Annotated in this window: 23 protein-coding genes; 20 read left to right on the top strand and 3 right to left on the bottom strand. The window is 40.9% G+C overall.

All coding sequences use genetic code 11. The features are described 5' to 3' along the window. The first annotated feature begins 171 nt into the window (after positions 1-171). A complete protein-coding gene (locus ACYP5M_RS20400) occupies positions 172-318 on the top strand; it encodes a hypothetical protein (protein ID WP_434168682.1) in 147 nt (48 codons plus the stop codon). Between the two features lie 61 nt (positions 319-379). On the opposite strand, the gene ACYP5M_RS20395 is transcribed toward ACYP5M_RS20400, so the two are convergent. Together ACYP5M_RS20395 and ACYP5M_RS20390 are read right to left on the bottom strand one after the other, a co-directional pair. After that, on the bottom strand, positions 380-808 hold the full coding sequence (locus tag ACYP5M_RS20395; RefSeq protein WP_101224365.1) for a MarR family winged helix-turn-helix transcriptional regulator: 429 nt from the start codon (positions 806-808) through the stop codon (positions 380-382). A gap of 133 nt (positions 809-941) precedes the next feature. Next, positions 942-2033 (bottom strand): low temperature requirement protein A, encoded by a 1092-nt coding sequence (locus ACYP5M_RS20390; RefSeq protein WP_260356778.1) that lies wholly within the window; start codon positions 2031-2033, stop codon positions 942-944. Between the two features lie 245 nt (positions 2034-2278). Between ACYP5M_RS20390 and ACYP5M_RS20385 the strand changes: the two genes are divergently transcribed. The 8 genes from ACYP5M_RS20385 (at position 2279) to ACYP5M_RS20350 (ending at position 10072) form a co-directional block, all read left to right on the top strand. After that, positions 2279-2839 carry an NADPH-dependent FMN reductase gene (locus ACYP5M_RS20385; protein WP_459735457.1) on the top strand — a complete coding sequence of 187 codons (561 nt, stop codon included), beginning with the start codon at positions 2279-2281 and terminating at the stop codon, positions 2837-2839. A 170-nt stretch (positions 2840-3009) separates the two neighbouring features. Continuing rightward, complete coding sequence (ycaC, locus tag ACYP5M_RS20380) at positions 3010-3651, top strand: isochorismate family cysteine hydrolase YcaC (protein ID WP_101224362.1); 642 nt, start codon at positions 3010-3012, stop codon at positions 3649-3651. Between the two features lie 611 nt (positions 3652-4262). Beyond that, the gene (locus ACYP5M_RS20375) at positions 4263-4850 is read left to right on the top strand and encodes a hypothetical protein (RefSeq protein WP_459735456.1); all 588 of its coding nucleotides are present in this window, start codon (positions 4263-4265) and stop codon (positions 4848-4850) included. A gap of 343 nt (positions 4851-5193) precedes the next feature. Continuing rightward, positions 5194-7260 (top strand): BglG family transcription antiterminator, encoded by a 2067-nt coding sequence (locus tag ACYP5M_RS20370; RefSeq protein WP_459735455.1) that lies wholly within the window; start codon positions 5194-5196, stop codon positions 7258-7260. After that, entirely contained in the window at positions 7257-7523 is a 267-nt protein-coding gene (locus tag ACYP5M_RS20365) for a PTS sugar transporter subunit IIB (protein ID WP_048883162.1), read from the top strand. Before ACYP5M_RS20370 ends, ACYP5M_RS20365 begins: the two co-directional genes overlap by 4 nt. Positions 7524-7540: 17 nt before the next feature. Further along, the gene (locus tag ACYP5M_RS20360) at positions 7541-7807 is read left to right on the top strand and encodes a PTS sugar transporter subunit IIB (RefSeq protein WP_048883161.1); all 267 of its coding nucleotides are present in this window, start codon (positions 7541-7543) and stop codon (positions 7805-7807) included. A gap of 31 nt (positions 7808-7838) precedes the next feature. After that, positions 7839-9107 carry a PTS ascorbate transporter subunit IIC gene (locus ACYP5M_RS20355; RefSeq protein WP_459735454.1) on the top strand — a complete coding sequence of 423 codons (1269 nt, stop codon included), beginning with the start codon at positions 7839-7841 and terminating at the stop codon, positions 9105-9107. Positions 9108-9226: 119 nt separating this feature from the next. Continuing rightward, positions 9227-10072, top strand: a complete 846-nt coding sequence (locus ACYP5M_RS20350) for an HAD family hydrolase (RefSeq protein ID WP_434168688.1) — start codon at positions 9227-9229, stop codon at positions 10070-10072. A 296-nt stretch (positions 10073-10368) separates the two neighbouring features. On the opposite strand, the gene ACYP5M_RS20345 is transcribed toward ACYP5M_RS20350, so the two are convergent. Further along, positions 10369-10779 (bottom strand): hypothetical protein, encoded by a 411-nt coding sequence (locus ACYP5M_RS20345; RefSeq protein ID WP_459735453.1) that lies wholly within the window; start codon positions 10777-10779, stop codon positions 10369-10371. A 630-nt stretch (positions 10780-11409) separates the two neighbouring features. On the opposite strand from ACYP5M_RS20345, the gene ACYP5M_RS20340 reads away from it, so the two are divergent. From ACYP5M_RS20340 to ACYP5M_RS20290, 11 genes are all read left to right on the top strand, one after another. Then, positions 11410-12435, top strand: coding sequence for a LacI family DNA-binding transcriptional regulator (locus ACYP5M_RS20340; protein WP_101224356.1), 1026 nt, complete (start codon positions 11410-11412; stop codon positions 12433-12435). Between the two features lie 265 nt (positions 12436-12700). Continuing rightward, positions 12701-13468, top strand: a complete 768-nt coding sequence (locus ACYP5M_RS20335; protein WP_434168689.1) for an SDR family NAD(P)-dependent oxidoreductase — start codon at positions 12701-12703, stop codon at positions 13466-13468. Positions 13469-13502: 34 nt separating this feature from the next. After that, positions 13503-14690: an iron-containing alcohol dehydrogenase gene (locus ACYP5M_RS20330; protein ID WP_101224354.1), complete on the top strand. Its 1188-nt coding sequence runs from the start codon at positions 13503-13505 to the stop codon at positions 14688-14690. Positions 14691-14694: 4 nt separating this feature from the next. Further along, on the top strand, positions 14695-16128 hold the full coding sequence (locus ACYP5M_RS20325) for an aldehyde dehydrogenase family protein (RefSeq protein ID WP_459735483.1): 1434 nt from the start codon (positions 14695-14697) through the stop codon (positions 16126-16128). A gap of 62 nt (positions 16129-16190) precedes the next feature. After that, on the top strand, positions 16191-16814 hold the full coding sequence (locus tag ACYP5M_RS20320; protein ID WP_063594732.1) for a cupin domain-containing protein: 624 nt from the start codon (positions 16191-16193) through the stop codon (positions 16812-16814). Positions 16815-16816: 2 nt separating this feature from the next. Then, entirely contained in the window at positions 16817-17515 is a 699-nt protein-coding gene (locus ACYP5M_RS20315; protein ID WP_459735452.1) for an alpha/beta fold hydrolase, read from the top strand. Between the two features lie 54 nt (positions 17516-17569). Continuing rightward, positions 17570-18346, top strand: a complete 777-nt coding sequence (locus ACYP5M_RS20310) for an HpcH/HpaI aldolase family protein (protein ID WP_434168691.1) — start codon at positions 17570-17572, stop codon at positions 18344-18346. A 56-nt stretch (positions 18347-18402) separates the two neighbouring features. Continuing rightward, positions 18403-19641 (top strand): ester cyclase, encoded by a 1239-nt coding sequence (locus ACYP5M_RS20305; protein ID WP_260356787.1) that lies wholly within the window; start codon positions 18403-18405, stop codon positions 19639-19641. Between the two features lie 64 nt (positions 19642-19705). Further along, positions 19706-20974, top strand: a complete 1269-nt coding sequence (gene hisD, locus ACYP5M_RS20300; protein WP_459735451.1) for a histidinol dehydrogenase — start codon at positions 19706-19708, stop codon at positions 20972-20974. A gap of 221 nt (positions 20975-21195) precedes the next feature. Further along, positions 21196-22419, top strand: a complete 1224-nt coding sequence (locus tag ACYP5M_RS20295; protein WP_101224458.1) for an MFS transporter — start codon at positions 21196-21198, stop codon at positions 22417-22419. A 536-nt stretch (positions 22420-22955) separates the two neighbouring features. Beyond that, a complete protein-coding gene (locus ACYP5M_RS20290) occupies positions 22956-23924 on the top strand; it encodes an ABC transporter substrate-binding protein (RefSeq protein WP_459735450.1) in 969 nt (322 codons plus the stop codon). The last annotated feature ends 82 nt before the right edge of the window (positions 23925-24006 follow it).

Here is a 24006-nt window from a genome sequence, read left to right as displayed (position 1 = left end):
GTATACATTTGTATACAAAAAGTCAACTGATAATCGAATAGAATAATCAAAATGCAGTTAATAAAAAGTTTGTCTAAATTGTTATTTAGAGAGGAAAAAAGAGACTTACATTCAAAGATTTTTTTGAAAATAGACCGGTTTGTATAACCAAGGGCAATTGGGATAGCGGTCATGGTTTCCCTATTCTCTGCGAAGCAAAATGGCTACTTGACTGATGTGGCAAATGATTTACCGGCAGCTGCCGCCTCAGGTTCATCACTTGTATTTAAAATTTGTTTGATTTTCGCCATCGTGAATGTGGTGCTTCATTGTTCATGAAAAAACCGAAGTAACAAAGATAAAAAAACAGATCACCATTCAAACGGGTGATCTGTTTTTATTATTTTTGAACTTTACTAAGTAAATCTAAAAGCTGTTGTTTTTCCGTCTCATTCAAGTTGGAAAACTGTGATGCCTGAAAATGCTCTTGTTTTGGAACGACTTCATGAAAAAACTCTTTTCCTTCATCAGTCAATGAAAGGTATTTTGTTTTCCATTCCTGCTCCCGTTTAATCAATCCCATTTCTTCCATTTTCCTTAATAGTTGAGTGATATTGCCTTTCGTCACAAAAAGCTTGTTTGCCAGTTCTTGCTGAGACAATCGTTCATGGGAACCCACTTGAACCAAGATATCGAATTGGGCTGCCGATAGATTCCATTTCTTTAAATGTTGATTGGATTCCCGGATACTCTGATTATATATTCGTGTGATTCGGAACCATAACATTAAACCTAGTCTTTCCTCATTATTAGATGTGAAGGGATGCATGAATGTCACCTCATACTTTCTTTGTCCCAATCAGTTTATGAATAAACTAATTAGGTGTCAAATGCAAAAATTTCCAACTTCTATACAAAGAAACCAGTATAATCTTACGTTACTGGTTTCTTTGATTTCTTTATTATGTAGTCGTTAGTTTAGCAAAGATAATAAAAAACAGTGTTAATTCTGCTATAATCACAATATTTGGTACACCGACAAACAAATTAAAAATAAAAAAGAGTGCTAAAATCCCTAAAAATAGCCCTAAATGATATATTTGCAACCGCTGGTGTTTGTGTCTATATTGGTGGAAAACAAAAGTGGTTGAAATGAAATAGAGCAATACGGAACCAAAAACAAAATAGAGGATGAATGAATAATGGACCTCATGTAAAAACAATAATCTGATGGCTGCTGCAATCATGCTTATAGACATTAAAATAAACAGATGTCCGTAAATGATGATCTGGCCGGAAGATTGTACAGACTTGTCGACTTTCTTCTCCATGTTATCAAAATATTGCCACCACATAGCTATTATCAGGGCAAATGAAATGATGGAAAAGGCTATCGAATCCCAATTTCCTTGTTTAGGTTGAATTACCGCAAGAGTGCTGACAAGAGCTTCCCCAAAGAGAATGATGGTAAATAGACCAAAGCGCTCTAACAAGTGGGCCGTATTTGTAGGAACCTTTTCTAAGCACTTTCTTCCAAGGATCGGGACAATGATATCAATCAGAATACCCAGATACAACACAGCATACCGAAGCCAAGAATCAAAAAGGACGGAGAATAATGAAATGGCGATTCCAATCCAAAAATACCTTCCCAAAAAAAGTGCTGCCTTTTTTCTAAATCCCTTTTCAATCCGCTGTACAACAAGATATTGGATAGCAGTCACGGCTCTCAATCCAATATAACCAATTAAAAAAGAAACATAATAAGGATCAAAATCAGCAGATAAGCTTGATGTCATGATCAGGACAAAAAACATTTGCAATATCAAAAATAGCCGTTGATGAAATACATCCTTTCCAAACCGGTTAATAAATATGGTTTGCCCTACCCAAGCCCACCAGATAGGAATAAAAATCAATACGAACTTTAATAAATACTCTAGATGGATATAACCATCTTCAACATGCAGTAAAACATGAGTTGCGCCCGCAACGGCCGCCACAAATAACAAATCATAAAAGAGCTCTAACCATGTAACTTTTTTTTCATCCATCTCTGCACTCCTCCCAATCGCCTTATAGTTTATAGTATGTTGGAAATATTCAGAAAATGGAAGGGGGGTTCAATATAACTTTGGGGAAAGCAATTTAGAATTCATGATCCATTATAAGAAGTTCTATTTACCCAATATTAAGTTAAGCCAAATTCAGTAAATATGTAATTAGGAATAACGTCACTTTTTAAGTTTTGGTATTTTATGGTACTATAGGATATGATTTCAAACGGGGAGGGAAGTAGATGACCAGAACCATCGGCCTTATTTGTGGCAGTTTACGGGAAAATTCTTATAATCGAATCATTGCTCAATCATTGACAGATATGGTTGGTTCGTATCAATTTCGCTGGATCGAAATTAATGATCTTCCGTTGTTTAACGAAGACTTAGAAATAAGTGGGGTTCCAGAAACAGTGGCATCATTTAAATCCGCCATCCAGGGCGTCGACGGTATCATTATCGTGAGTCCAGAGTACAATTCTGGAATACCAGGCGTATTAAAAAATGCATTGGACTGGGCATCAAGACCTCGGGAGTTCGCTGTTCTTACCAAAAAACCAGTTGGCCTGATTGGAGCTACTCCTGGTGGAATGGGAACTGCATTTGCTCAAATGCAAATCAGGCAAGTATTAGAAGCCATGCAAGTTCATGTTCTTCCATTTCAAAAAATGCTGATTTCGCAAGTACATAAAAAGATTGATCCTGATCGGAAAGTGCTTACTGACGATCAAACAAAACGTTATCTTGAGCGTTATTTACAACAATTCATACATTGGATCGATCACACTCCAATTATAGATTAACAATCAATGATTCTTAATCTATATATGATTGACAGGCTATGAGTTTATAGATAAACTAATAGCAACAGTCAGTTAAGTTATAAACTGACTGGAACCAACGAAGGAGTTGGGGGGATTTCCCTACATATGAACTTTCTTCGATAGCTTTTAATAAAAGGAGGACTTTAAAAATGTCTGATCTCTATTCCCGTCTTTCCAAAGATGATGCTGCCGTTCTTCTGGTGGATCATCAAACCGGTCTTATTTCCGGGCTAGTGCGTGATTATGGTGTTGATGAATTCAAGAACAATGTTATGGCTCTGGCCAATACAGCTAAGTTTTTTGATTTACCAGTCATTTTAACGACAAGCTTTGAAAACGGACCAAACGGACCGCTCATGCAAGAATTGGAAGAACTCTTTCCTCACGCACCAAAAATAGCTCGGCCTGGACAAATTAACGCATGGGATAATGAAGATTTTGTTAAAGCAATCGAAGAAACTGGAAAAAAACAACTTATTATCGCGGGAGTGGTTACAGATGTCTGTGTTGCTTTCCCGGCACTTTCCGCTTTAAAAGCTGGTTATGAAGTATTCGCTGTCACTGATGCTTCTGGAACAGTAAGCAAACAGGTAGCTGATGCGGCTTTAGCGCGTATGGCCCATGGCGGTGTGCAGCTTATGAACTGGTTTAGCGTAGCGTGCGAATTACAACGTGATTGGCGCAACGATGTCGAAGGTTTTGGTGCTTTACTTTCCAGCCAGCTTCCTGGTTATCAAAATATCATCGGAAGCTATAGGGGAGCGCAGCGCGACTTCAGCAAGCAGATTTAGATTGTGTCTTTATCCAAGTTGAATAAGGGAGGGGACATTATGTCCTTCCCAGTTTGTAAACAAAAAGGTTTCGGAATGTTCTCATTCCGAAACCTTTTTTATTTTTTACCGGATTTGAAGCGTTCTTAAACGCGTTTTATAAGCTGCAGCTTTCAAACAAAAAAAGAATGTACCATGATTATTCTTCAAAACCTTATTCATTTGAATAGTTAGAGGATACCCTTTGTAAAGTCTTCTTTTTGTTTATCGTTTTTTGAACCATTTTTTTATCATTATGCATTCTCCAATTAATTAACCTACTAGAACACAAGTAATGCCTATATAATAATCTGGATTTTCAAATAAAATGTCTGCAAGTATTGTACCAATAAAAACCCCTAAAAGAATAATAATATATGATTTATATCTAAACCTTAGGTAATTAAACATGAAAATACAATTCCTCATTTTTTTAGTTTGTATATTACATATTATAGTCAAAATGTTTTGAATTTACAAATAAAAAGAGGAGGTTTTACCTATGGTAAAAAAGATTTTAAGTCTATTTGTTACCTTTGCTATTACTTTTTCATTATTTTCAAGTAGTACTATAGCATTTGCTTCTCAAGAACATGAAAGAAATATTGTTTGAAGGAACTAGCGAGGAGCTTCACTTTAATAGTGTTGAGAACGATAACTTCATCATTTCAACAGTTACAGATGCAGAAGGGAATCAGATTACTGAAGTAAAGATTAATAAATTAACAAATCAGTTGGAAATTGATGGTATGAATTTGTCTAAAGAAGAACAGATAGAACTTAATAATTATGTTGAATATGTTAATAATGAATATATATCCGATAGTGAATACTTTGTCTCAGCAGAAAATGAAGTTCCAATTATAGAAATGGCCTCAGCTAATGCGTGCAAGTATAAAAGTCTGGGGACGTATTATGGAAGTTCAGCTGTACCTAAAATAGGTGTTTCAGCATTTGCAGCATATCTATCTACTATTACGAAAGCTCCTTACAGTTCAGCTTTAGCAGCTGCAAGTGTTGTTGTTGGCGCTGTTCCAAATATATATTACTCTTTGAATGATGCTCAATGCACATCTGGTAAGTACTTATACAACAAAAGAACAGTGAAATTCTTTAAAGACAAGGCACGTAAAATACAAGTAGGAAAAACAAGTGTGAGTTATCAAAAAAGAGCTAAGTAAAATAGTAATCTGAAACATTACTTGTGATTTATAAACAGGTCCTGTTGGCATATTTCTTAATAGTTATAAAAAAGTGGTGGACGTTTAATCTCAAAACTTTCACCACTTTTTTTGTTTGTTTTAAAGAGTGTGTGCAATTTCATTTTAATACTGCATAATGCACTTTTAATTCACCCGCTTTTCTACAAGGCAGAATGGTAATTGACCTAACAAGGATGCAGTATTGTGCACAAATGTTTAAAGAGTATATTATTGTGCAGTACCGATGACAACATTCGGACTGAGAAACGCTACATTTTTAATAAGAAGTGAGATATCGTAGAAGCAGGGAGAGGGATTGAGAATGTTTTTAGATGAAAGAAGCGCCAATTTACTAAAACTATTACAGCATTCGCCCATTTCAAAAATGAAAGAGCTTGAAGCCCAAACAGGTCTGACGAGAAGGCAAATCCAATATGGATTGAGCAAAGCGAATGACTGGCTCCAATTTCATGGATATCAACCGATTCAATATAATCGTGAAATGGGCTACTCCTTTTCTGAAACAATCAGGGATGAAGAATTGAATGTAAAACTGACAAAACGCAATTATATATTTTCAGAGACAGATAGGGAAAAGGTTTTTTACCTCATGATCCTGTTAAGCCAAGAAGAATTATCCGTCTATCATTTCCAGACGATCACCGGGGTTTCGCGAAATACGGTGCTGAAGGATTTAAAAAGACTTAAAGATAAAAACAGGGACATATCGCTCAAGATACAGTATTCCAAACAAGATGGCTACGTGGTGATTGGGGAAAGCCGAACAAAGAGATATATCATTGAACGTCTCGTGCATGATGTACTGAACAGTTCCAATAGTGATTGGATCATGGAGTGCATATGGGGAAATCATGAAAAGCAAATCAGCTCGATCCGGTTACAGCTTGAAAGGGCTGAACGTAAATTGGGCATCACCTTTACGGATGAACGGCTTCATGAACTGAGCTATTTATTTCTATGTACAGATCAGCTCATAGGAAAAGGGGAAGAGTTACAGGCCGACCAGAGCTGGGCGCCGTTTGTTGCGACGGAAGAATACAAACTGGTTGAGGAGATGACCAGGACGAATGCCTTTCAATCAGTATGGAGCGAAACGGAAAACTTATACGCAGCCTTACATTTATTGAGCATGAATCGAACGAAGGATATTTCCCCTCTTAAGGATGATGAAGTCATTCAACACCTTTTGCAGGAAATCGTGGAAGAGTTCGAGAGGCTGGCATTTGTTCACCTGAAAGACAAAGAGCAGCTATGCCAGCAATTATACGTTCATTTTAAACCTGCATATTATCGCCTGCGGTATGGTCTCCCGCAAATGAATCCGATGACGGGACGGGTGCAGAAGGTATATCCCGAACTGCATCATTTGACAAAAAAATCCCTGTGGGTGTTGGAGAAAGAGGTTGGCTGTCCAGTATCGGAAGAAGAAGTGGCCTATTTCACGATCTATTTTGGCGGCTGGCTGCGCAGGCAAGGAACAACATTGGATGATCGAAAACGGGCGATTGTCGTATGCCCGAATGGTATCGGCATCAGCAATATCCTCATTTATACATTGAGGGAATTATTTCCTGATATTTTGTTCCTGGATGTTTTGTCCGTTAGGAATGCGGCTGAATACCCGCTGTCGTACGATCTTGTTTTCTCGACGGTGCATATGAGAACAAAAGCGGCATTATTCGTTGTACCGCCGATTTTGGAAATGCAGGACAAACATACATTGCGCCAGCAGGTCATGCAGGAATTGTATGGATATACGACGGAAAGTGTGGATGTTGCAGCTTTATTAAAGATCATTTCCAAGTATGCAACCATCCATGAACAGGATCAGCTTGAAAAGGCTTTGAAATCGAATGTGTATACCCATACACCAAAAATAACCCAATTTTCTTTAAAGGAGGCAGAGAAGCCTGTGTTAGAAGAACTGCTCAATATGCAAACGATCCAATTACAGCAGCAAGTTTCCGATTGGAAAGAAGCCATTCAAGTCGCGGCCAAGCCTCTCGTGGACTTAGGTACCGTCGAAGAACGATATGTGGATGCCATGATCGAGGCCATAGAAACGAATGGACCATATGTAGTGATAACGCCTGGAGTGGCGATTCCCCATGCACGTCCGGAGCAGGGGGTCAGGTCTTTATCCATGAGTTTGCTGAAATTGGAGGAAGCCGTGGACTTTGCGCCGGATAAACCGGTCCGCCTGATTATCATTTTGGCGGCCGTAGATAACGATTCGCATCTGCGGGCATTGATCCAGCTCACTCAATTATTGAATGAGCCGGCCAATATAGAAGAAATCTTAAGCACTTCAGATAAATCGGTCCTTATGGAGTACGTTCATAAATATTCAAAGGAGGAAGCGGAATGAAAATCATGGTAGTATGCGGAAACGGATTGGGAAGCAGCTTCATCATGGAGATGAATGTGAAGAAAGCATTGACGGAAATGGGGAAGACGGCCGAGGTGGATCATACGGATCTGGCATCCGCAAAAACGGTTCAGGCTGATATTTTCCTGGGAGCGGCAGATATTGTCGGTCAGCTGGATGATGGAACCCGGACGATCGTCACACTGGAGAACATGATGAGCATCCCTGAAATCAAATCTAAATTGGAAATGCACGTAGGATAAAAAAAGGAGAGATTGATATGAAGAAAATCATGGTAGTATGCGGTAATGGATTGGGAAGCAGCTTCATCATGGAGATGAATGTGAAGAAAGCATTGACGGAAATGGGGAAGACAGCCGAGGTGGATCATACGGATCTGGCATCCGCAAAAACGGTTCAGGCTGATATTTTCCTGGGAGCGGCGGATATTGTCGGTCAGCTGGATGATGGAACCCGGACGATCGTTACACTGGAAAACATGATGAGCATTCCTGAAATCACATCGAAATTGGCTTCACATCTATAAGAAGAAAACATAAAGAAGAGGGGGAGAGGCAATGCTGGAACTTATCATGAATGACATCTTGGGTACACCTTCCATACTTGTGGGGCTGTTTGCCCTCATTGGACTGCTGTTACAGCGGAAATCCAGTGCGGATGTCGTATCTGGAACGCTAAAAACCGTCATGGGCTTCATTATCATCGGAGCGGGAGCGGCAGTGCTCATTGGCGCCCTTGATATATTCAGTAAAATGTTCGATCATGCATTCAACGTACAAGGCGTCATACCGAATAACGAAGCCATTGTCGCAGCCGCCCAAAGTGATTTTGGGACTTCGACTGCACTTATTATGGTATTTGGGATGGTTGTCAATGTTTTACTTGCTCGTTTCACGCCATTTAAATATATATTTTTAACGGGACACCATACCTTATTCATGGCTTGTTTACTTGCAGTCACCCTATCCGTCGGCGGGCTCAGCGGATTTCCGCTTATCTTGGTCGGCTCCATTCTATTAGGAGTAAGCATGGTGTTGTTCCCAGCCCTCCTTCAGCCATACGTACGGAAGATTACCGGCAGCGATGATTTTGCCATCGGCCATTTCGGGACAATCGGATATTTCGTATCCGCGACTGTGGGAAAATGGTTTGGAAATAAGGAAAAAACGACAGAACAAATCAAGGTTCCCAAGTCTTTAGGATTCCTGAGGGACACATCGGTCGCTGTATCGCTTACGATGACGATGTTCTTCGTGATCGTCGCATTGTTTGCCGGGCAGAACTATATTGAAACGGAATTATCCGGCGGTTCGAACTTCATCGTATTCTCTTTCATCCAGGCGATAACATTTGCTGCAGGAGTCTACATCATCCTTGCAGGAGTACGGATGTTAATTGCTGAAATCGTCCCTGCATTTAAAGGGATTGCCGATAAAGTGGCACCGAATACAAAACCTGCATTGGACTGTCCGACCATCTTTCCATTCGCTCCAAATGCAGTGATCATCGGGTTTCTATTCAGTTTCTTGGCTGGACTATTATCCATGTTCCTCCTTCCGGTACTTGGATTGAAAGTAATCGTTCCAGGGCTCGTACCGCATTTCTTCACCGGAGCTGCAGCTGGTGTTTTCGGAAATGCCACGGGCGGCAGACGCGGAGCGATGCTTGGATCGTTTGCCAACGGACTCATCATCAGTTTCCTGCCGGCAATACTCCTGGTCTTCTTGGGGGATGTAGGGTTTGAAGGCACCACATTTGGTGATTCGGACTTCGGTGTGGTAGGTCTCTTGATCCTGAGTGTCATGAAACTTTTAGGATTATCCTAAACTGTTATACTGATAAGGTACAGAAATAAAAATATATGAATGAAACCAACAGCCTAAGATCTTATAGATAATGGGCTGTTGGCATTTTCATCATCATTCTGATTTTTGAGGTGATTGGCATGGCGAACAAAGCAATTGTGCTCGATTTGGATGGCACGACATTGAACGAAAGAAATACTGTGAATGAGACGCTGGAACAATACATAGGCGAACTTAGGGAAAGCGGTAAGCTGATTTTCATTGCAACAGGAAGAACGCTGGAAGAGGTGAGGGACGTTTTGCCGGCCGGCATGGAGGCTGATGGAATGGTCACCGCCAATGGAATGTCCGTATTCATCGGAAAGGAACAGATTGTCGAACACGCCCTGTCGACGGAACTTGTCGAAGAATTGGTCGCCAAAGCAGGAGCGGAAGAGATTTTTTACGAAGTTCATCCGAACGAAGGCACACGGATGGCATTACTTAAAGATAAAGACTATATGGTTAAACAAGGTTTGATACCAAAACCTGAGACAGTCGATGAAAATGAATGGCTATCAAGACAGGATGCAGTCGAAGACAAAATAAGATGGTCAGAACAACTGGATATAAAGAGCGTCGCCAAAATCTACTTTTTCAGCAATGAAATGAATACGATTCGAAAATGGAAAGCGGAGTTGGGGGAAATCAAGCAGTACAATGCCTTTACCACAGCTTCCTCGACCCATCATAATGTAGAAGTGACCGTGGAAGGCATCACAAAAGCAACAGGCGTTCAACTGCTGCTGAAACATTTTCAGCTAGCACCCGAAAATATCCTGGCAGTAGGCGATGGCGAAAATGACCTCCCGCTATTTAAACTCGCCGGACATTGCGTTGCCATGAAAAACGCCACTGACCTTGTCAAAGAACAAGCCGATGAAGTGACGGAGTATTCATATCGAGAAGATGGACTGTATCGCTTTTTAAAGGCTAAGTTTCACTGAAACCTGGAAGGGCGAGTGCCTTACGTTCCAAACAACGTGTAAGTTTTGACAACTTAATTATGTCTACAAAAGGGGTTCGGAATGGTATCATTCCGGACCTTGATATTAAACAAGATTCCTTAATGGTTTTAAACTGTTTTATGAAACCCTCAAAGGATGGAAGAAATTTGCGACACTCCTGCCGAATAACTGGCTAGCCGAGACCCCACAGACGCTTGCGTCGAGGAAGCTTGGCAGACAGTCGGCGGAAAGGAAGCGGATTTCTGAAATCAACGCCGAACGTTTTTTATTTACTTCTACCTAATTTTAACAGTATCGGTATGAATTTTACCATTATGTTCCCAAACTACGGACACAACTGTGCCTTTTGATGGCTTAGGTCCTAAGGAAAAATCATCTGAAAAAGGATGCAGAACAGTAATTTCGCCATCTTCCGCCCTTCCTTCTTCAAAACTATCGATACGTGTTTTAACTTTATCATTTACTTCAACTACAATGGCTTTTACAGTTGCATTATCGTTTTTTCTTTGTTTTAAATGACCTTCCCATCCATATGGTTCGCTGGGATCTATATTTTTCGAATAAGTTACCTTCCACATCCCATTGTCTGAAGTTCCCGATATTACGATACTTGAGTAATACCAATAAACGCAGGCTACAATGAGAGCTAACGGTATTATAATTTTCAAATATTTATTTCTAATCATATAGCCCAATGCTTCCTCCAAATACTTGTTTTATCTATATTTTAACATATTACGGAAAAAATAAGATTTATTATACAAATCATTTTGCTTACTTGTTTACACAGATGAATTCAATGGATTGAAGAAATTTGCGACATCCCTGCCGAATAAATGGCTAGCCAAGGTCGCTTGGCAGAAAGTAGGCGGAAAGGGAGCGGATTTCTAAAATCAACTGGAACGTGTTTTAATTTGTCTATATTCTAGAAGTTACAGCAGTTTGTAGACAAAAGGAGATCCATCTAAGTTTTTAAGCAAAGTTGATTGGAACGGTAGGTACGAGACTCCCGTGGAAAGCGAGTACCCTACGTTCCACTTAATTAATATCGAGCTTGTCTCCAGTCTGAAGCCAATCTTAAAGATCGGCTCTTTTTCCTATAGGATAAGAAAAGCTACAAAAGCTGCTTCATTCACTTTATTTTCCAAAAATTTTAACCTCACACAATCCAAAACCCAAAACAGTTCCATAACTGGAAGTAAAATTTTAAATATTATGATATATTAAAGGGAAATCATAATGTTTATATTGATATAAATACGTTATTTTAGTTTCCTAGGATAACAATTACTAGACGTAGAAAGGATTTATGAAGCATGAAGAGAGTGACGACAGAAGATGTGGCCAAAATAGCGGGTGTTTCACAATCAACCGTTTCCAGGGTGCTGAATGATTACCCATATATTAAGAAAAATACGCGTGACAAGGTTCTTGCTGTCATTAATGAACTGGGATTTACAAGGGATGAAATAGCGAGAAGCCTCGTTGAAAAAAGAACCAAATCAATAGGGTTGATATTGGGTAGCATTTCAAATCCATTCTTTGCCGAAACGGCGGAAGTCATCATAGAAAGGGCACAAGAATTAAAATATGATGTCATCGTTTACAACACGGGGCATAAAGATGAAAACTTGGAACAAGCCATTAATTTGCTGATTGGTAAAAGGGTAGAGGGAATCATCCTTACAAGCGTTAGTAAAAATTATACTGAAAAAATTAAGAAGTTACATGATAATGGATTTCCCGTATTATTATATAATAGTTTCCTCGATATCAAGGACGTTAACTTTATCGTAATGGACAATAATAAAGGTGCCAGGCTCGCTGTTCAGCATCTAATAAAATTAGGACATAAAAAAATAGCGAAAATATCCGGCCCATCCAAATACTTGGCAACATATGAGCGAACGGTAGGTTATAAAGAAGAGCTGATGGAGAACGGATATGAGATTGATGAAGGTTTGATTTTCAATAGCGAATTTTCCTATGACAAGATTTATTCATTTACAAAAAAACTGCTGAAAAAGAAGGACAGGCCGACTGCAATCATTGCCGCATCCGATCAGATGGCTCTCGCAGTCTTAGATGCAGCTTCAAGTCTGAATTTGAAAATCCCTGCTGATTTATCCGTTGTTGGGTTTGATAATATAAGATTGTCCTCTAATGAATTTATAGGGCTGACCACAGTATCTCAACAAATGGATCAAATGTCCTTAACAGCTTTGGAAAAACTAATCTTTCTCATAGAAAATAAAGAAACATCATCTTCATCTATACAAATTTTTCTTAAGCCTGAATTGATGGTCCGTAAAACAACAGGGCCTGCCCCCATGCAAGACTAAGGGTAAAGGCAGGTTTTGGGTTGGGCCTTAAGTGTATTTTTTATTAACACTCCTTATAAAGAAATCGGTCACTTTTAATATATAAATTAAAGTTTTTTAGACTTAATATTATTTTTACTATTTACAAAAGTCAGAAAGTTGTTTATATTGTAATTTGTAATCGCTAACAAGTATTTTGCATAATTTTGAATACGTATTCAAAACCAAAATGCCAAATGCCTGAATGTAAAAAAATCGCCTCGATGAGGTAAAGATAGGTGATAGATTGGATATAAATCATTTATTTAATTTAAGCGGTAAAGTGGCTATCATAACAGGCGCAAGTAAAGGAATCGGTAAAGACTTAGCCCATTTGCTTGCGCAGGCCGGAGCCGATATAGCGATAGTTGCCCGCAATAAAGAGCAACTCGAAGAAGCTGCACATGAAATTGGGCAAACCGGTGCAAATGTTTTACCCGTTTCATTTGACTTAACAAAGGTTGAGGAAACGGCGGATGTAATGGAAGGGATATACAAACACTTCGGTAAGATTGATATTTTAATAAATAATGCAGGAATTAACGTGGCAAAGCCAGCTGAAGTGCTGACATCGCAAGATTGGGATACAGTACTGGACATTAATTTAAAAAGTGTATTTTTTACGAGCCAAGCTGCAGGGAAGTATATGATCGACCAAAAAAAAGGCAAAATCATAAATATGTCTTCGCAAATGGCATTCGTCGGTTATTACAAAAGGGCTGCATACTCCTCCAGTAAAGGCGGAATTACACAGCTGACAAAAGCGCTTGCGATAGAATGGGCACCATATCAGGTCAATGTCAATGCCATTGCTCCAACTTTCATTGAAACACCGATGACCAAGCCGATGTTTGAAGATGAAACGTTCAAAACTGAAGTATTGAGCAGAATTCCGCTTGGCAGACTTGCTAAAACGGAGGATTTATTTGGCGGCGTGGTCTATCTGGCATCGGATTGTTCAGATATGATGACAGGTCAAACATTGGTGGTTGATGGCGGTTGGACTGTCTGGTGAGTTTTTTGAATACGTATTCAAAGGAGGGGTAATCATGTCTATTGCTCAAAATATAATCCAAGATTTTCGAATGCCGACAGTTTTCCGGGTTGGTGTTGGGGCATTTACGACGTTAGTAAAGGAAATCGAAGAGCTGGGAGCCAAGAAGGTTGCGATTGTAAGTGACAAGGGTCTGGAAAAAGTTGGCGTTGTTCAAAAAGTGTTGGATCATATTAAGCCTCTATCCGTACCAACCATTACATATACGGAGATTTCGGGAGAGCCGACGTTTCAGCTATTGAAGGAGGCCGTACTAACGCTGGATGCCGAAAAATGTGATGTAATCATCGGAATCGGCGGGGGAAGTGCGCTGGATGTAGCAAAAGCAACAGCAGCTTTATGCGGGAAAGACGATATAACAAGTTATCTAAACGGTGAAAAAGTGGTGAAATCGAGAACGGTTAAATGCATTCTTTTGCCGACAACTTCAGGAACAGGTTCGGAAGTGACGATGAATGCCATTTTCGGTGATGAAGAGCAGCAAGTAAAAAGAGGGATCGTAAGCCCGGTATTCCTTCCGGATGTAGCGATCATCGATCCGGAATTGACCATTTCCTGCCCGGCACGAGTTACTGCGGCATCAGGAGTGGACGCCTTTACACATGCCATCGAATCTTATATTGCCATCAAGGCTACACCGCTTACGAAAGTTTATTCAGAGAAAGCAATGAAACTATTTCCTTCGAACATTACGAAAGCTGTCCATAACGGAAATGATTTGGCTGCACGGACAGGAATGAGCTGGGTAAGTTCATTAGCGGGTGTGGCTCTAGCAAATGCAGGGGTTGGGGCGGTTCATGCACTGGCCTATCCGCTAGGCGGTAAATATCATATTGAGCATGGTGTCGCAAATGCCCTTTTAATGCCATTCGTTTTCGAAGTGATTGGGAAAACATGCACGGAAGAAATGATGGAGGTAGCGTCCTTTTTACAGCTGGGTGATTTCAAATCACAGCCAAGCGAAGCATTGAAGGCAGTTGTTGATTATATGTATCAGCTTCTGGAGGATCTTGATTTACCTACATCGTTATCAGAACTTGGGATTGAAGAGGACTCATTACCGATGCTGGCGGAACAGGCGGCCAAAATTGATCGCTTGCTATCGAACACTCCTTATAAGCTAAATGAACAAAAGATTCTCGGAATCTATCAAAGCGCCTTTAAAGGAAGGGTGGGAAACTGACTTGATCAAGACAAATTCCGATAAAAAGAGATTATACATCGGCGGCGAGTGGCTGGCAGGAAAGAATCATTACGATCTTCGGTCCCCTTATTCCGGCAAAGTGATCGCGCAAGTGCCTTTGGCAGAAAAGGAGACGGTACTAAAAGCGATAGAATGTGCGGAACAAGGTGCAAAAGAAATGAAAAAGCTAACAGCCCTTGAGCGCTCCAATATCTTGGAACGTGCAGCCGAAATTTTCAAGGAAAGGCTTGAGGAATGTGCATTAATACTCGCTAAGGAAAATGCTAAGCCATTAAAGGCGGCAAGGGGCGAAATTTTACGCACGATTGAAACATACAAGTTTGCAGCAGAAGAGGCAAAACGGATTCATGGTGAAACGATTCCGATGGATGCCGCTAAAAATGGCAAGGGCCGCTTTGCTTATACAAAGCGTGAACCGCTCGGCGTCATTGCTGCCATCACACCATTTAACTTTCCATTTAATTTAGCGGCACATAAGCTTGGTCCCGCGTTTGCTGCAGGCAACTCGGTCATTTTAAAACCGGCTTCACAGACACCGCTTAGTGCATTGGCCGCAGCCGGAATTTTTGAAGAAGCAGGTTTACCTAAAGGCGCCCTGAATGTTGTTACAGGTAAAGGAAGCGTCGTTGGCGATGTATTGGTCACTGATCCGAGAATTAAAATGGTCACATTTACAGGAAGTGTCGAAGTCGGCTTGGGGATCAAAGAAAGAGCTGGCTTGAAAAAGGTGACATTGGAGCTTGGTTCCAATTCTGCTGTCATTATCGACAGTGCTGCTGACTTGGATGCCGTTGCACAGCGCTGTGTCGAAGGTTCCTTTGCCTATTCAGGTCAGGTTTGCATCTCTGTCCAACGAATTTATGTACAGGAAGATTTATATGAGTCATTTTTGCAAAAGTTTACCGAAAAGACGAAGCAGCTAAAATTTGGAGATCCGGAATCAGAAGATACAGATCTTTCCGCGTTGATCAGTATAAATGAAGCAAAACGAGTGGAAGGGTGGATCGAATCTGCTAGAACCGCTGGAACGGAAATCGCATATGGCGGTCAAAGAGCAGGTGCAATCCTTCATCCAACCATTATCAAGAATGCGGGGTCAAAACAGGAGGTAAGCTGCCAAGAAGCATTTGCCCCCATCGTTTCAGTGAATTCCTATAGCACATGGGATGAAGCCATCGATCTTGTGAATGATTCTTTATACGGCCTCCAAGCAGGCGTCTATACAACTTCGATGCCTAAAGCTTTTGATGCTGTTGAACGGCTTGAGGTCGGAGGTGTCATCGTGAATGACATCCCATCATTCAGGGTCGACCACATGCCATATGGCGGTGTGAAAAACAGCGGGACTGGCAGGGAAGGTATTAAGTATTCAGTCGAGGAAATGACTGAATTAAAACTAGCCGTCTTTACCCTCTAAATAGATATGTCATGAAAATTGAGAAATGAAAAAAATCAACGAACACGGAAGGGGAAATTAAAATGTCAGTACAAGAGCCTAAAGTAAAAAAAGCGGTTACGAATGAGGAAATGGAAAACAATTGGATCGTCCGTTTTGATCAAATGAAATCAAAAGGAATACCGTTAATGTTCATTGATAGTATCATTCCGGGTCATCAACGTATCAACTATACATTAATTGGTGATACAGCAAGCGAAAATGATAATTTCACTCCTGAAATTACCGAGCCGCATGGTTTTCAAATCGGAATGGTGAAAGCCCAAAAAGGGAACGGTCCTGCTTACCATACGCATGATTACATTGAATCCTTCCTTCCTCTCTCAGGAAAATGGCGTTTTTACTGGGGGAAGGGCCCTGATGAAATTGATGGCGAAACGATCATCGATCAATGGGACTTAATTTCATTACCGCCAGGCTTATGGAGAGGTTTCGAAAACATCAGTGAAGAAGATGCTTGGATCTTCGCCGTTCTTGAACAACATAAAGTATTTGATGGAAAAGACCCTTACTGGTCACCAAAAGTGATCAAGGATGCAGCTGAATATGGATTCTTTGCCAATGATTTAGGCAAAATGATTAAACCGGATAACTTTGAAGAACTTGAAAAGGAAATTGCCGATAAATTGAAAATGGGTGAAAAATAAGAATGGCTAAAGTCCCGCTCATTTTGCTTCCTGGTACGCTTTGTGATGAGCGTCTATGGGAAACGGTGAACCTATCAGATCTTGCTGATGTAAAAGTCTGTGATGTATCGAAGGCTGATACTATAGAAGGAATCGCAAAGTCGGTATTGGAAGAGGCACCTGATAAGTTTGCACTTGCAGGTTTATCCCTGGGTGGCATCATTTCTCTGGAAATCATGCGAATAGCACCAGAACGGGTCATAAAGCTAGCGTTGCTTGATACGAATCCAAACCCTCCAAGCCTTGAACAAATCGAAGGTTGGGAGAGGTTCATCGATATGGCGAATAACGGTCAATTTCTGGATATTACTATCAATCACCTTCTGACGGTGTTAATCCACCCAGACCGAAGAAATGATGAAGGATTAGTTTCAACGATCATCGATATGGCTGAAAAAGTCGGGATCGAAGGATATATCAATCAGTTAAAAGCAGTGATGACGCGCTCTGACCAACGTCCCATCCTTTCTACTATTTCATGCCCGACCATGATTTTGGTAGGAAGGGAAGACAGGGTGTGCCCCCTGCACATGTCCGAGTTTTTAACGGAAAACATCCCGGCGGCGAATCTTGAAATCATAAGTCATTCAGGCCATTTAAGCCCTTTGGAACAGCCTGAAAAAGTAAGCGCTGCATTGAGGGAATGGCTGTCATGTAATTGAAATGCTGGGAACTGGATTGAACAAGATACAGTCTGTAGAAAGAGAGGGAAGACGATGAAGAATAATGCCATAAAGGAAAAAATCAAACGCGGGGAACAAGTTCTTGGTGCATTTTTAGGGATAAATTCCCCGCCATTAGTCGAAATGCTCGGTTATGCCGACTTTGATTTCGTCGTAATTGATGACGAGCATGGTGCATTCAGTGCATCAGAGCTTGAAAACATTATCCGTACGGCAGATTCTATTGGGCTTGTCCCGATCGTCCGGGTTTCATATGACCCTTCCAGTATTCAAAAGGCTTTAGATCGCGGAGCAAAAGGTGTACAAGTACCAATGGTCAATACAAAAGAAGAGGCACTTGAGGTTGTTAAGCGGGCTAAATTCCCTCCATATGGAAATAGAGGAGTGTCGTATTCCACCAGACCGGCGCGTTACGGAAAAGATGGCGGAAAACCCTATTTAGATGAGAGTAATGAAAATGTTATGATAATTGTGCATATTGAAACGCTAGCTGCAGCAAACAATTTTGAAGACATTGCAACAGTTCCTGGTATTGATTTGGCATTTATCGGTTCTACAGACCTCTCGGTGAACATGGGATACCAACTAGAAGGGGCAAGTCATCCTGAAGTGCAAAAGGTCATCGATGAACTGTTCATAAAAGGGAAAGAGCTCGATATGCCAATTGGTACCGTTGCCAGTAACAGCGCTGCCGCTAATGCGGCTTTTGACAAAGGCGCCCAATATGTCGGGGTCATATTGAATAATGTGATTACGTCTGCGTTAAATGATGTTGTCTCTGTAAGCAAGGCCACTCAATCTGTTAAATGACTTTACAAGAAGTACAGCATTTCAACGAAACTATTTAAACGAAAAGGATGGTTATAATGGCAGACAAAAAGACAGGTTCAGTGCAAGTAGCTCCAAAAGAAGAAAAAACAGCAACGAATGCAAGCCAACCGGTCAAGAAAACACCGAACTTCATCTTCTATGCGGATGCTGAAGACGTTAATATGCTCGATACAAAAGATGATTATGATTACATTAATATAGAAGAAACGAATCAAAAGAAACAGAGGATGAACGGCTTTGACCCGGAATACAACAACATCGTTGATTATATTGTGAAAATCACACGTCAAATCTGGAAAGAGAAAGACATCGGACTTATATACGATACGTATAGCACAAGCATATCCGTTCATAAAGGGTTGATCAATAGCCATGGGGTTAACGAAGTCATCTCAGGTACGCTGCAAACCTTGCATGCTTTTCCGGATCGGAAAGGGCTGGGATGGAGTGTAATCTGGTCAGGGGATGATGAAGCAGGATTTTTCACTTCACACCGGGGACGTTCAGTTGCAACGAACCTTGGAGATAGTTTATACGGTCCTGCCACCGGAAAGAAAGTGATGTTCAGAACAAGCGCTGATTGTATGATCTTAAATAATAAGATATACGAAGAATGGCTTGTGATGGATACATATCATCTTGTCCTGCAACTTGGCTTGGATCCGGTCGAGTTTGCTAAAAAAATGGCTAGAAGTACGCAGAAGCTTGCTCCTTCGATACAGTTTGGATTTAAAGAGACAGCAGAAACGGGGCTTCCTCCCAAACTATTCACTCCATCTTCTGATGAGTTTGAGATAGGGGAGTTCATGCAGCTTGTATTCAATCGAATTTGGGCTCGGCGCTCATTTAATTTTGTTCGGGAATATTATGAGGAAAATGCAGTCGTTCATTATGTCTGCAACAAGGATGTAATCGGAGTAAGTGAAATTCAAGGAATGTTCATGAGCCTCTTTGCCTCCATACCGAATGGGAAAGTGATTCTTGAGAGGGTAACTTGTAATAGACGCGGCTCTGACAGTGATTGGGATGTAGCTGTTCGCTGGAGAATACAAGGAGTGCACGAAGGAACGGGATACTTCGGAGCCCCTAGCGGAAAAGCCATTGATATTGCCGGCATCAGCCACTATAAAATACGCAATCAAAAAATTTCGGAGGAATGGCTATTGTTTGATGGAATGGAAGTTTTGCGTCAGATTTATTTGCCTGATGAAAACGAATCACAACAAGATGGAGAATCCACAATCGATGACGGGAATTTTACCGGCGTATCATGATTGGCCAGTTGACGGCTGTTCTGCAGCCGTCACTTTACTAAACAACGATTAGGGGGAAAATAGGATGGAATATATGAAAAAAGCGGACGTAGTTGAACAGACCTCTTCACATGAAGTGGAACAAACGGTGAAGTCCATTATTGAAAATGTAAAAGCAGGCGGGGATGATGCCGTACGGGAATATGAAAAAAAATTCGGTGATTCCGATCGTCCTGTCCGGGTTAGTGAAGAAGAGATCGAGCGTTGTATCAGGACTCTTCCAGAAGAGGTAAAGGTGCTGATCGATCGAGTCGTGGAAAGAGTATCCGATTTTGCTAAAGCACAGTTGAACTGCCTAACTCCATTCGAAAAGGACTTTGGCGAGGGTATTAAAATGGGTCATAGAATCGTACCAATCGAAAAGGTGGGGGCTTATGTTCCAGGCGGGAGATTCCCGTTATTATCATCAGGACCCATGGTCGTTGCCCCGGCAAAGGTAGCAGGAGCAAAAAGGATCGTTGCAGCAAGCCCGGCCAATTATGAAGGCGGCATCCATCCGGCCGTTTTATATGGCTTGATTCGCTCCGGTGCAACAGACATTTTTGCAATTGGCGGGGCGCAGGCCATTGCTGCCATGGCATATGGAACCGAATCCATCCCGGAAGTGGATATCATCGCTGGACCAGGTAACCGGTTTGTCGCTGAAGCAAAACGTCAGGTGTTCGGTAAAGTGGGCATAGACCTTATTGCCGGACCGAGTGAAGTGATGGTATTTGCTGATGATTCGGCTTCACCTCAGAAAATAGCGGCCGATTTACTTGCCCAGGCTGAACACGATCCGTACGCACGGGCCATTCTTGTCACAACGTCCAGAACGGTTGCCGAAGAAACAGAAAAAGCAATCGAAGGATTTTTGAAAACATTCTCACCATCTTCCCCTGCACACGAATCATGGGAAAAAAGAGGGGAAATCATTTATGCAGATTCATTACAAGAAGGACTGGATATTTGCAATGATTATGCCATTGAACATCTACATTTGCATATCAAAAATAGCCGCGAATTGATGGATAAACTAAATAATTATGGATCATTGTTCCTTGATGAAGGAAGTTCCGTCGTCTTCTCTGACAAAGTATCTGGAACGAACCATACATTGCCGACTCAAAAGGCAGCAAGATATACAGGGGGACTTTGGGCAGGAAGTTATGTGAAAGTCATGACACATCAGGAAATCACAGGTCAAGGCATTCAATTCCTGGCATCCCATGCGGAAGATCAATCCGAAATCGAAGGCTTGGAAGGCCATAAATTATCGGCTACAGTCAGGTTGACAGAGTGTGCTTCTAAATGATTATGATTGCTGAAAACGCATTCAATTAAGGAGCATGCTTCTGGTGCAGCCCCTTGAAGAAATGGATACTACCATTCTGCCTGAAATAGTTTCAGGTGGATGGGCAGTATCTGCAGATTAGATCCTAACCCTGAAAAATATATGAGAATATGTGTAAATACTAATAGCATCGCCTTTCTGTCCAGTGGGACGAAAGGGAGGGGAATGAAAGGGTGGAATATATGGACAAAACTAAAATTAATAATCGGAAAGAAACCATCTTATTCTTTATCATTAGCTTGTTGTTCTTTGTCACCATTACCGCATTTGATCCATTTATCTCCTCTTATGCTAAGGATCTTGGGTTCGATTCAGTTATTATAGGCAGTATAATCGGAATTTCAGGGATTGTGGCCTTATTGACACGACTTCCGATAGGTGTATTTTCGGATATGCTGCATAAACGAAGATTGTTTATCCAAATGGGGTTGCTGATAACCATTGTAATGTGGACGCTAGCCTTTTTCATACCAAATGCTACCACATTGTACCTTGGGAAAATTTCGGATGGTTTAACTGGTTCCACCTGGGTTATTTACAATGTTATGTTCGCCTCTTATTTTGGTGTGAAGGAAGCTGCAAAAGCAGTGGCGATATTGGGTGTTGCATCGCCGGTTGGCTCCATACTAGGGACAACCATCGGTGCATTAGTGGCCAATAGTTATGGGTATCGGTATAGCTTTTTAGTAGCGGTGGCCGCCGCCATACTTGCGTTTGTTTTAACATTTTTCACAAAAGACCTCAGCATTAAAGGGGTAAAAGTAAAATACGATAAGAAAATACTTGTTGAGCAAATCACCGATAAAAAAATCTGGGTCATTTCCGTTTTGGCAACGATTGCTTTGATGGTCACCATTGGAACAAGGGATACGTTCACACCTTTAGTTGCTACCGACCTTGGAGCAAATCCGCTATTGATTGGCATGCTGGCAAACACACACCTGATCATATATGGCTTAGCCGCAGGATTATGCGGAGCCCTTTTTTATAAAAAAATCGGTTTAATGAATACGGCGATTTTGGGAGCGGTATTACAAGGGGTCATCATCATATTGATTCCTTATGCTGAAAATTTAACGATGCTTTTTCTATTGCAGGCATTCCAAGGTTTTGGTTACGGGCTGATCTTTACGGTCGTCACTTCCTGGGCTGTTGAAAATATCCCGGAGATTAAACAATCTACGAGAATGGGCTTGTTCCAAAGTTTATATTCGGCTGGAATGTTTTTGGGACCCGTCCTAATTGGCATCTTGATTGAAGTGTTTTCAAGATCCACAGGTTACCTGATCATGGGGGCATTATCAATAGCTTCAACCATTCTTATCAAAACCTCCATAAAACGCTCAAAAAAAGAAGCTTCTAATGAAGAATTTCCTCTTGAAGAGATGCTGATTAATAGAAAATGATTCTTTGAAACAGGAAAGAGCAGACCTTAACGGGTTTGCTCTTTTTTAGTTTGAGTCGGATCCTATATTAAATAAAACAACTATCTGTCATTTAAGGCTGAGCGTCAAACCAATATTAGTTAATATTTGAGTTTGTAGACAAAAAAGGTATTACCTAAAATTTCAAAACAAAGTTGATGGGAGCGGGTGTGCGAGACTCCTGCGGGAAAAGCGCGTCAAGGGAAACCCCGCAGGCGCAAGGCGAGGAGGCTCGCGGACCGCCCGCGGAAAGCGAGTGCCTGCAGTGGAAATCTACGCTGGTAAATCTTGATAATCTAAGACTATCATAGGGTCCAATTTACTTCACATTATCAATAAAATGCATGCAGATTGTCTTAATGGCCATAATGATTTTTATTCACAAAATTTCATTAATATTGACCGCATCAATCTATGACTTTATCATAACAACAGGATAATGATAATCATTTTCAATTATGAATGTATTCGTCGGATAAGAAGTTAAGTAGTTATAGATGACGGAAAGGGTGCAAAAAATGAGAGAATCTAGAAAAGTAAGAACATTTGGGGGAGGAGCATTCATCCTGTTATTTACGATTATGATGGTGTTAACAGGATGTAATAATTCTCAAAAAACAACGGAGGCAGAGAAGACATCTGCCGAAACAAAGAATCAAGAAGTAAGGACGATTAAGCATGAAATGGGAGAAACGGAAATTAAAAACACTCCTAAAAAAATAGTTACGCTTGAGTTATCTTTCGTTGATTCTTTAAATGCCCTAGGGATAAAACCTATCGGGATTTCAGATGACAACAAAAAAGATATGATTACAAAACTTGTTGGTCAAGAAATGGATTATACTTCCGTAGGAACACGTGAGCAGCCTAATTTAGAGGTTATCAGTTCTTTACAGCCGGATTTAATCATTGCAGATGCTGAGCGACATAAAGGGATTTATAAAGATTTACAGCAGATTGCTCCTACCGTTGTCTTAAAAAGTCGGGAATCTACATATCAAGAAAATCTGGATTCTTTTAAAACGATTGCAAAGGCAGTAAACCAGGAAGATGCTGCAGAAAATAGATTGAGCGAGCATGAAAAAACGATTAAGGAACTTAAATCAAAGCTTACTGTTGATTCAAATATGACGGTTTTACCAGCAGTTGTACGAGATACTTCATTCCAAGCCCATACTTCATCTTCGTATGATGGAGAATTGCTTGAGCGCATGGGATTGAAAAATGCCATTCAGCAGGAACTACCACATGCCGAAATGAATCTGGAGCAGCTTGTCGAGATTGATCCGGATGTGCTGCTTTTAGCGAACAATGAGGGTAAGTTACTTACTGATGAGTGGAAAGACAATCCTCTTTGGAAAGACTTGAAGGCTGTAAAAAACGGACAAGTGTATAGTGTTGATCGAGATTTATGGACGAGATACCGCGGTGTTGTATCCGCAGAGGCCATTGCTAAAGACACTTTAAAAATGCTTGGAGAAGAATAGACGAACAAAAGCGAAGTAAGAGATCCCATTCTTACTTCGCTTTCCATTAGGTTAAAATTTTGTCAGGAAGTGTGTTGTATAG

The sequence above is a fragment of the Peribacillus sp. N1 genome (genome assembly GCF_054600815.1).
Note: the sequence above shows the minus strand (reverse complement) of the source record. Positions and strands in the feature narration are given on the sequence as shown.

Coding starts and splice junctions, on each gene's coding strand:
- ACYP5M_RS20400 (WP_434168682.1), top strand. CDS start 172: ATGGTTTCCCTATTCTCTGCGAAGCAAAATGGCTACTTGACTGATGTG.
- ACYP5M_RS20395 (WP_101224365.1), bottom strand. CDS start 808: ATGCATCCCTTCACATCTAATAATGAGGAAAGACTAGGTTTAATGTTA.
- ACYP5M_RS20390 (WP_260356778.1), bottom strand. CDS start 2,033: ATGGATGAAAAAAAAGTTACATGGTTAGAGCTCTTTTATGATTTGTTA.
- ACYP5M_RS20385 (WP_459735457.1), top strand. CDS start 2,279: ATGACCAGAACCATCGGCCTTATTTGTGGCAGTTTACGGGAAAATTCT.
- ycaC (WP_101224362.1), top strand. CDS start 3,010: ATGTCTGATCTCTATTCCCGTCTTTCCAAAGATGATGCTGCCGTTCTT.
- ACYP5M_RS20375 (WP_459735456.1), top strand. CDS start 4,263: ATGAAAGAAATATTGTTTGAAGGAACTAGCGAGGAGCTTCACTTTAAT.
- ACYP5M_RS20370 (WP_459735455.1), top strand. CDS start 5,194: ATGTTTTTAGATGAAAGAAGCGCCAATTTACTAAAACTATTACAGCAT.
- ACYP5M_RS20365 (WP_048883162.1), top strand. CDS start 7,257: ATGAAAATCATGGTAGTATGCGGAAACGGATTGGGAAGCAGCTTCATC.
- ACYP5M_RS20360 (WP_048883161.1), top strand. CDS start 7,541: ATGAAGAAAATCATGGTAGTATGCGGTAATGGATTGGGAAGCAGCTTC.
- ACYP5M_RS20355 (WP_459735454.1), top strand. CDS start 7,839: ATGCTGGAACTTATCATGAATGACATCTTGGGTACACCTTCCATACTT.
- ACYP5M_RS20350 (WP_434168688.1), top strand. CDS start 9,227: ATGGCGAACAAAGCAATTGTGCTCGATTTGGATGGCACGACATTGAAC.
- ACYP5M_RS20345 (WP_459735453.1), bottom strand. CDS start 10,779: ATGATTAGAAATAAATATTTGAAAATTATAATACCGTTAGCTCTCATT.
- ACYP5M_RS20340 (WP_101224356.1), top strand. CDS start 11,410: ATGAAGAGAGTGACGACAGAAGATGTGGCCAAAATAGCGGGTGTTTCA.
- ACYP5M_RS20330 (WP_101224354.1), top strand. CDS start 13,503: ATGTCTATTGCTCAAAATATAATCCAAGATTTTCGAATGCCGACAGTT.
- ACYP5M_RS20320 (WP_063594732.1), top strand. CDS start 16,191: ATGTCAGTACAAGAGCCTAAAGTAAAAAAAGCGGTTACGAATGAGGAA.
- ACYP5M_RS20315 (WP_459735452.1), top strand. CDS start 16,817: ATGGCTAAAGTCCCGCTCATTTTGCTTCCTGGTACGCTTTGTGATGAG.
- ACYP5M_RS20310 (WP_434168691.1), top strand. CDS start 17,570: ATGAAGAATAATGCCATAAAGGAAAAAATCAAACGCGGGGAACAAGTT.
- ACYP5M_RS20305 (WP_260356787.1), top strand. CDS start 18,403: ATGGCAGACAAAAAGACAGGTTCAGTGCAAGTAGCTCCAAAAGAAGAA.
- hisD (WP_459735451.1), top strand. CDS start 19,706: ATGGAATATATGAAAAAAGCGGACGTAGTTGAACAGACCTCTTCACAT.
- ACYP5M_RS20295 (WP_101224458.1), top strand. CDS start 21,196: ATGGACAAAACTAAAATTAATAATCGGAAAGAAACCATCTTATTCTTT.
- ACYP5M_RS20290 (WP_459735450.1), top strand. CDS start 22,956: ATGAGAGAATCTAGAAAAGTAAGAACATTTGGGGGAGGAGCATTCATC.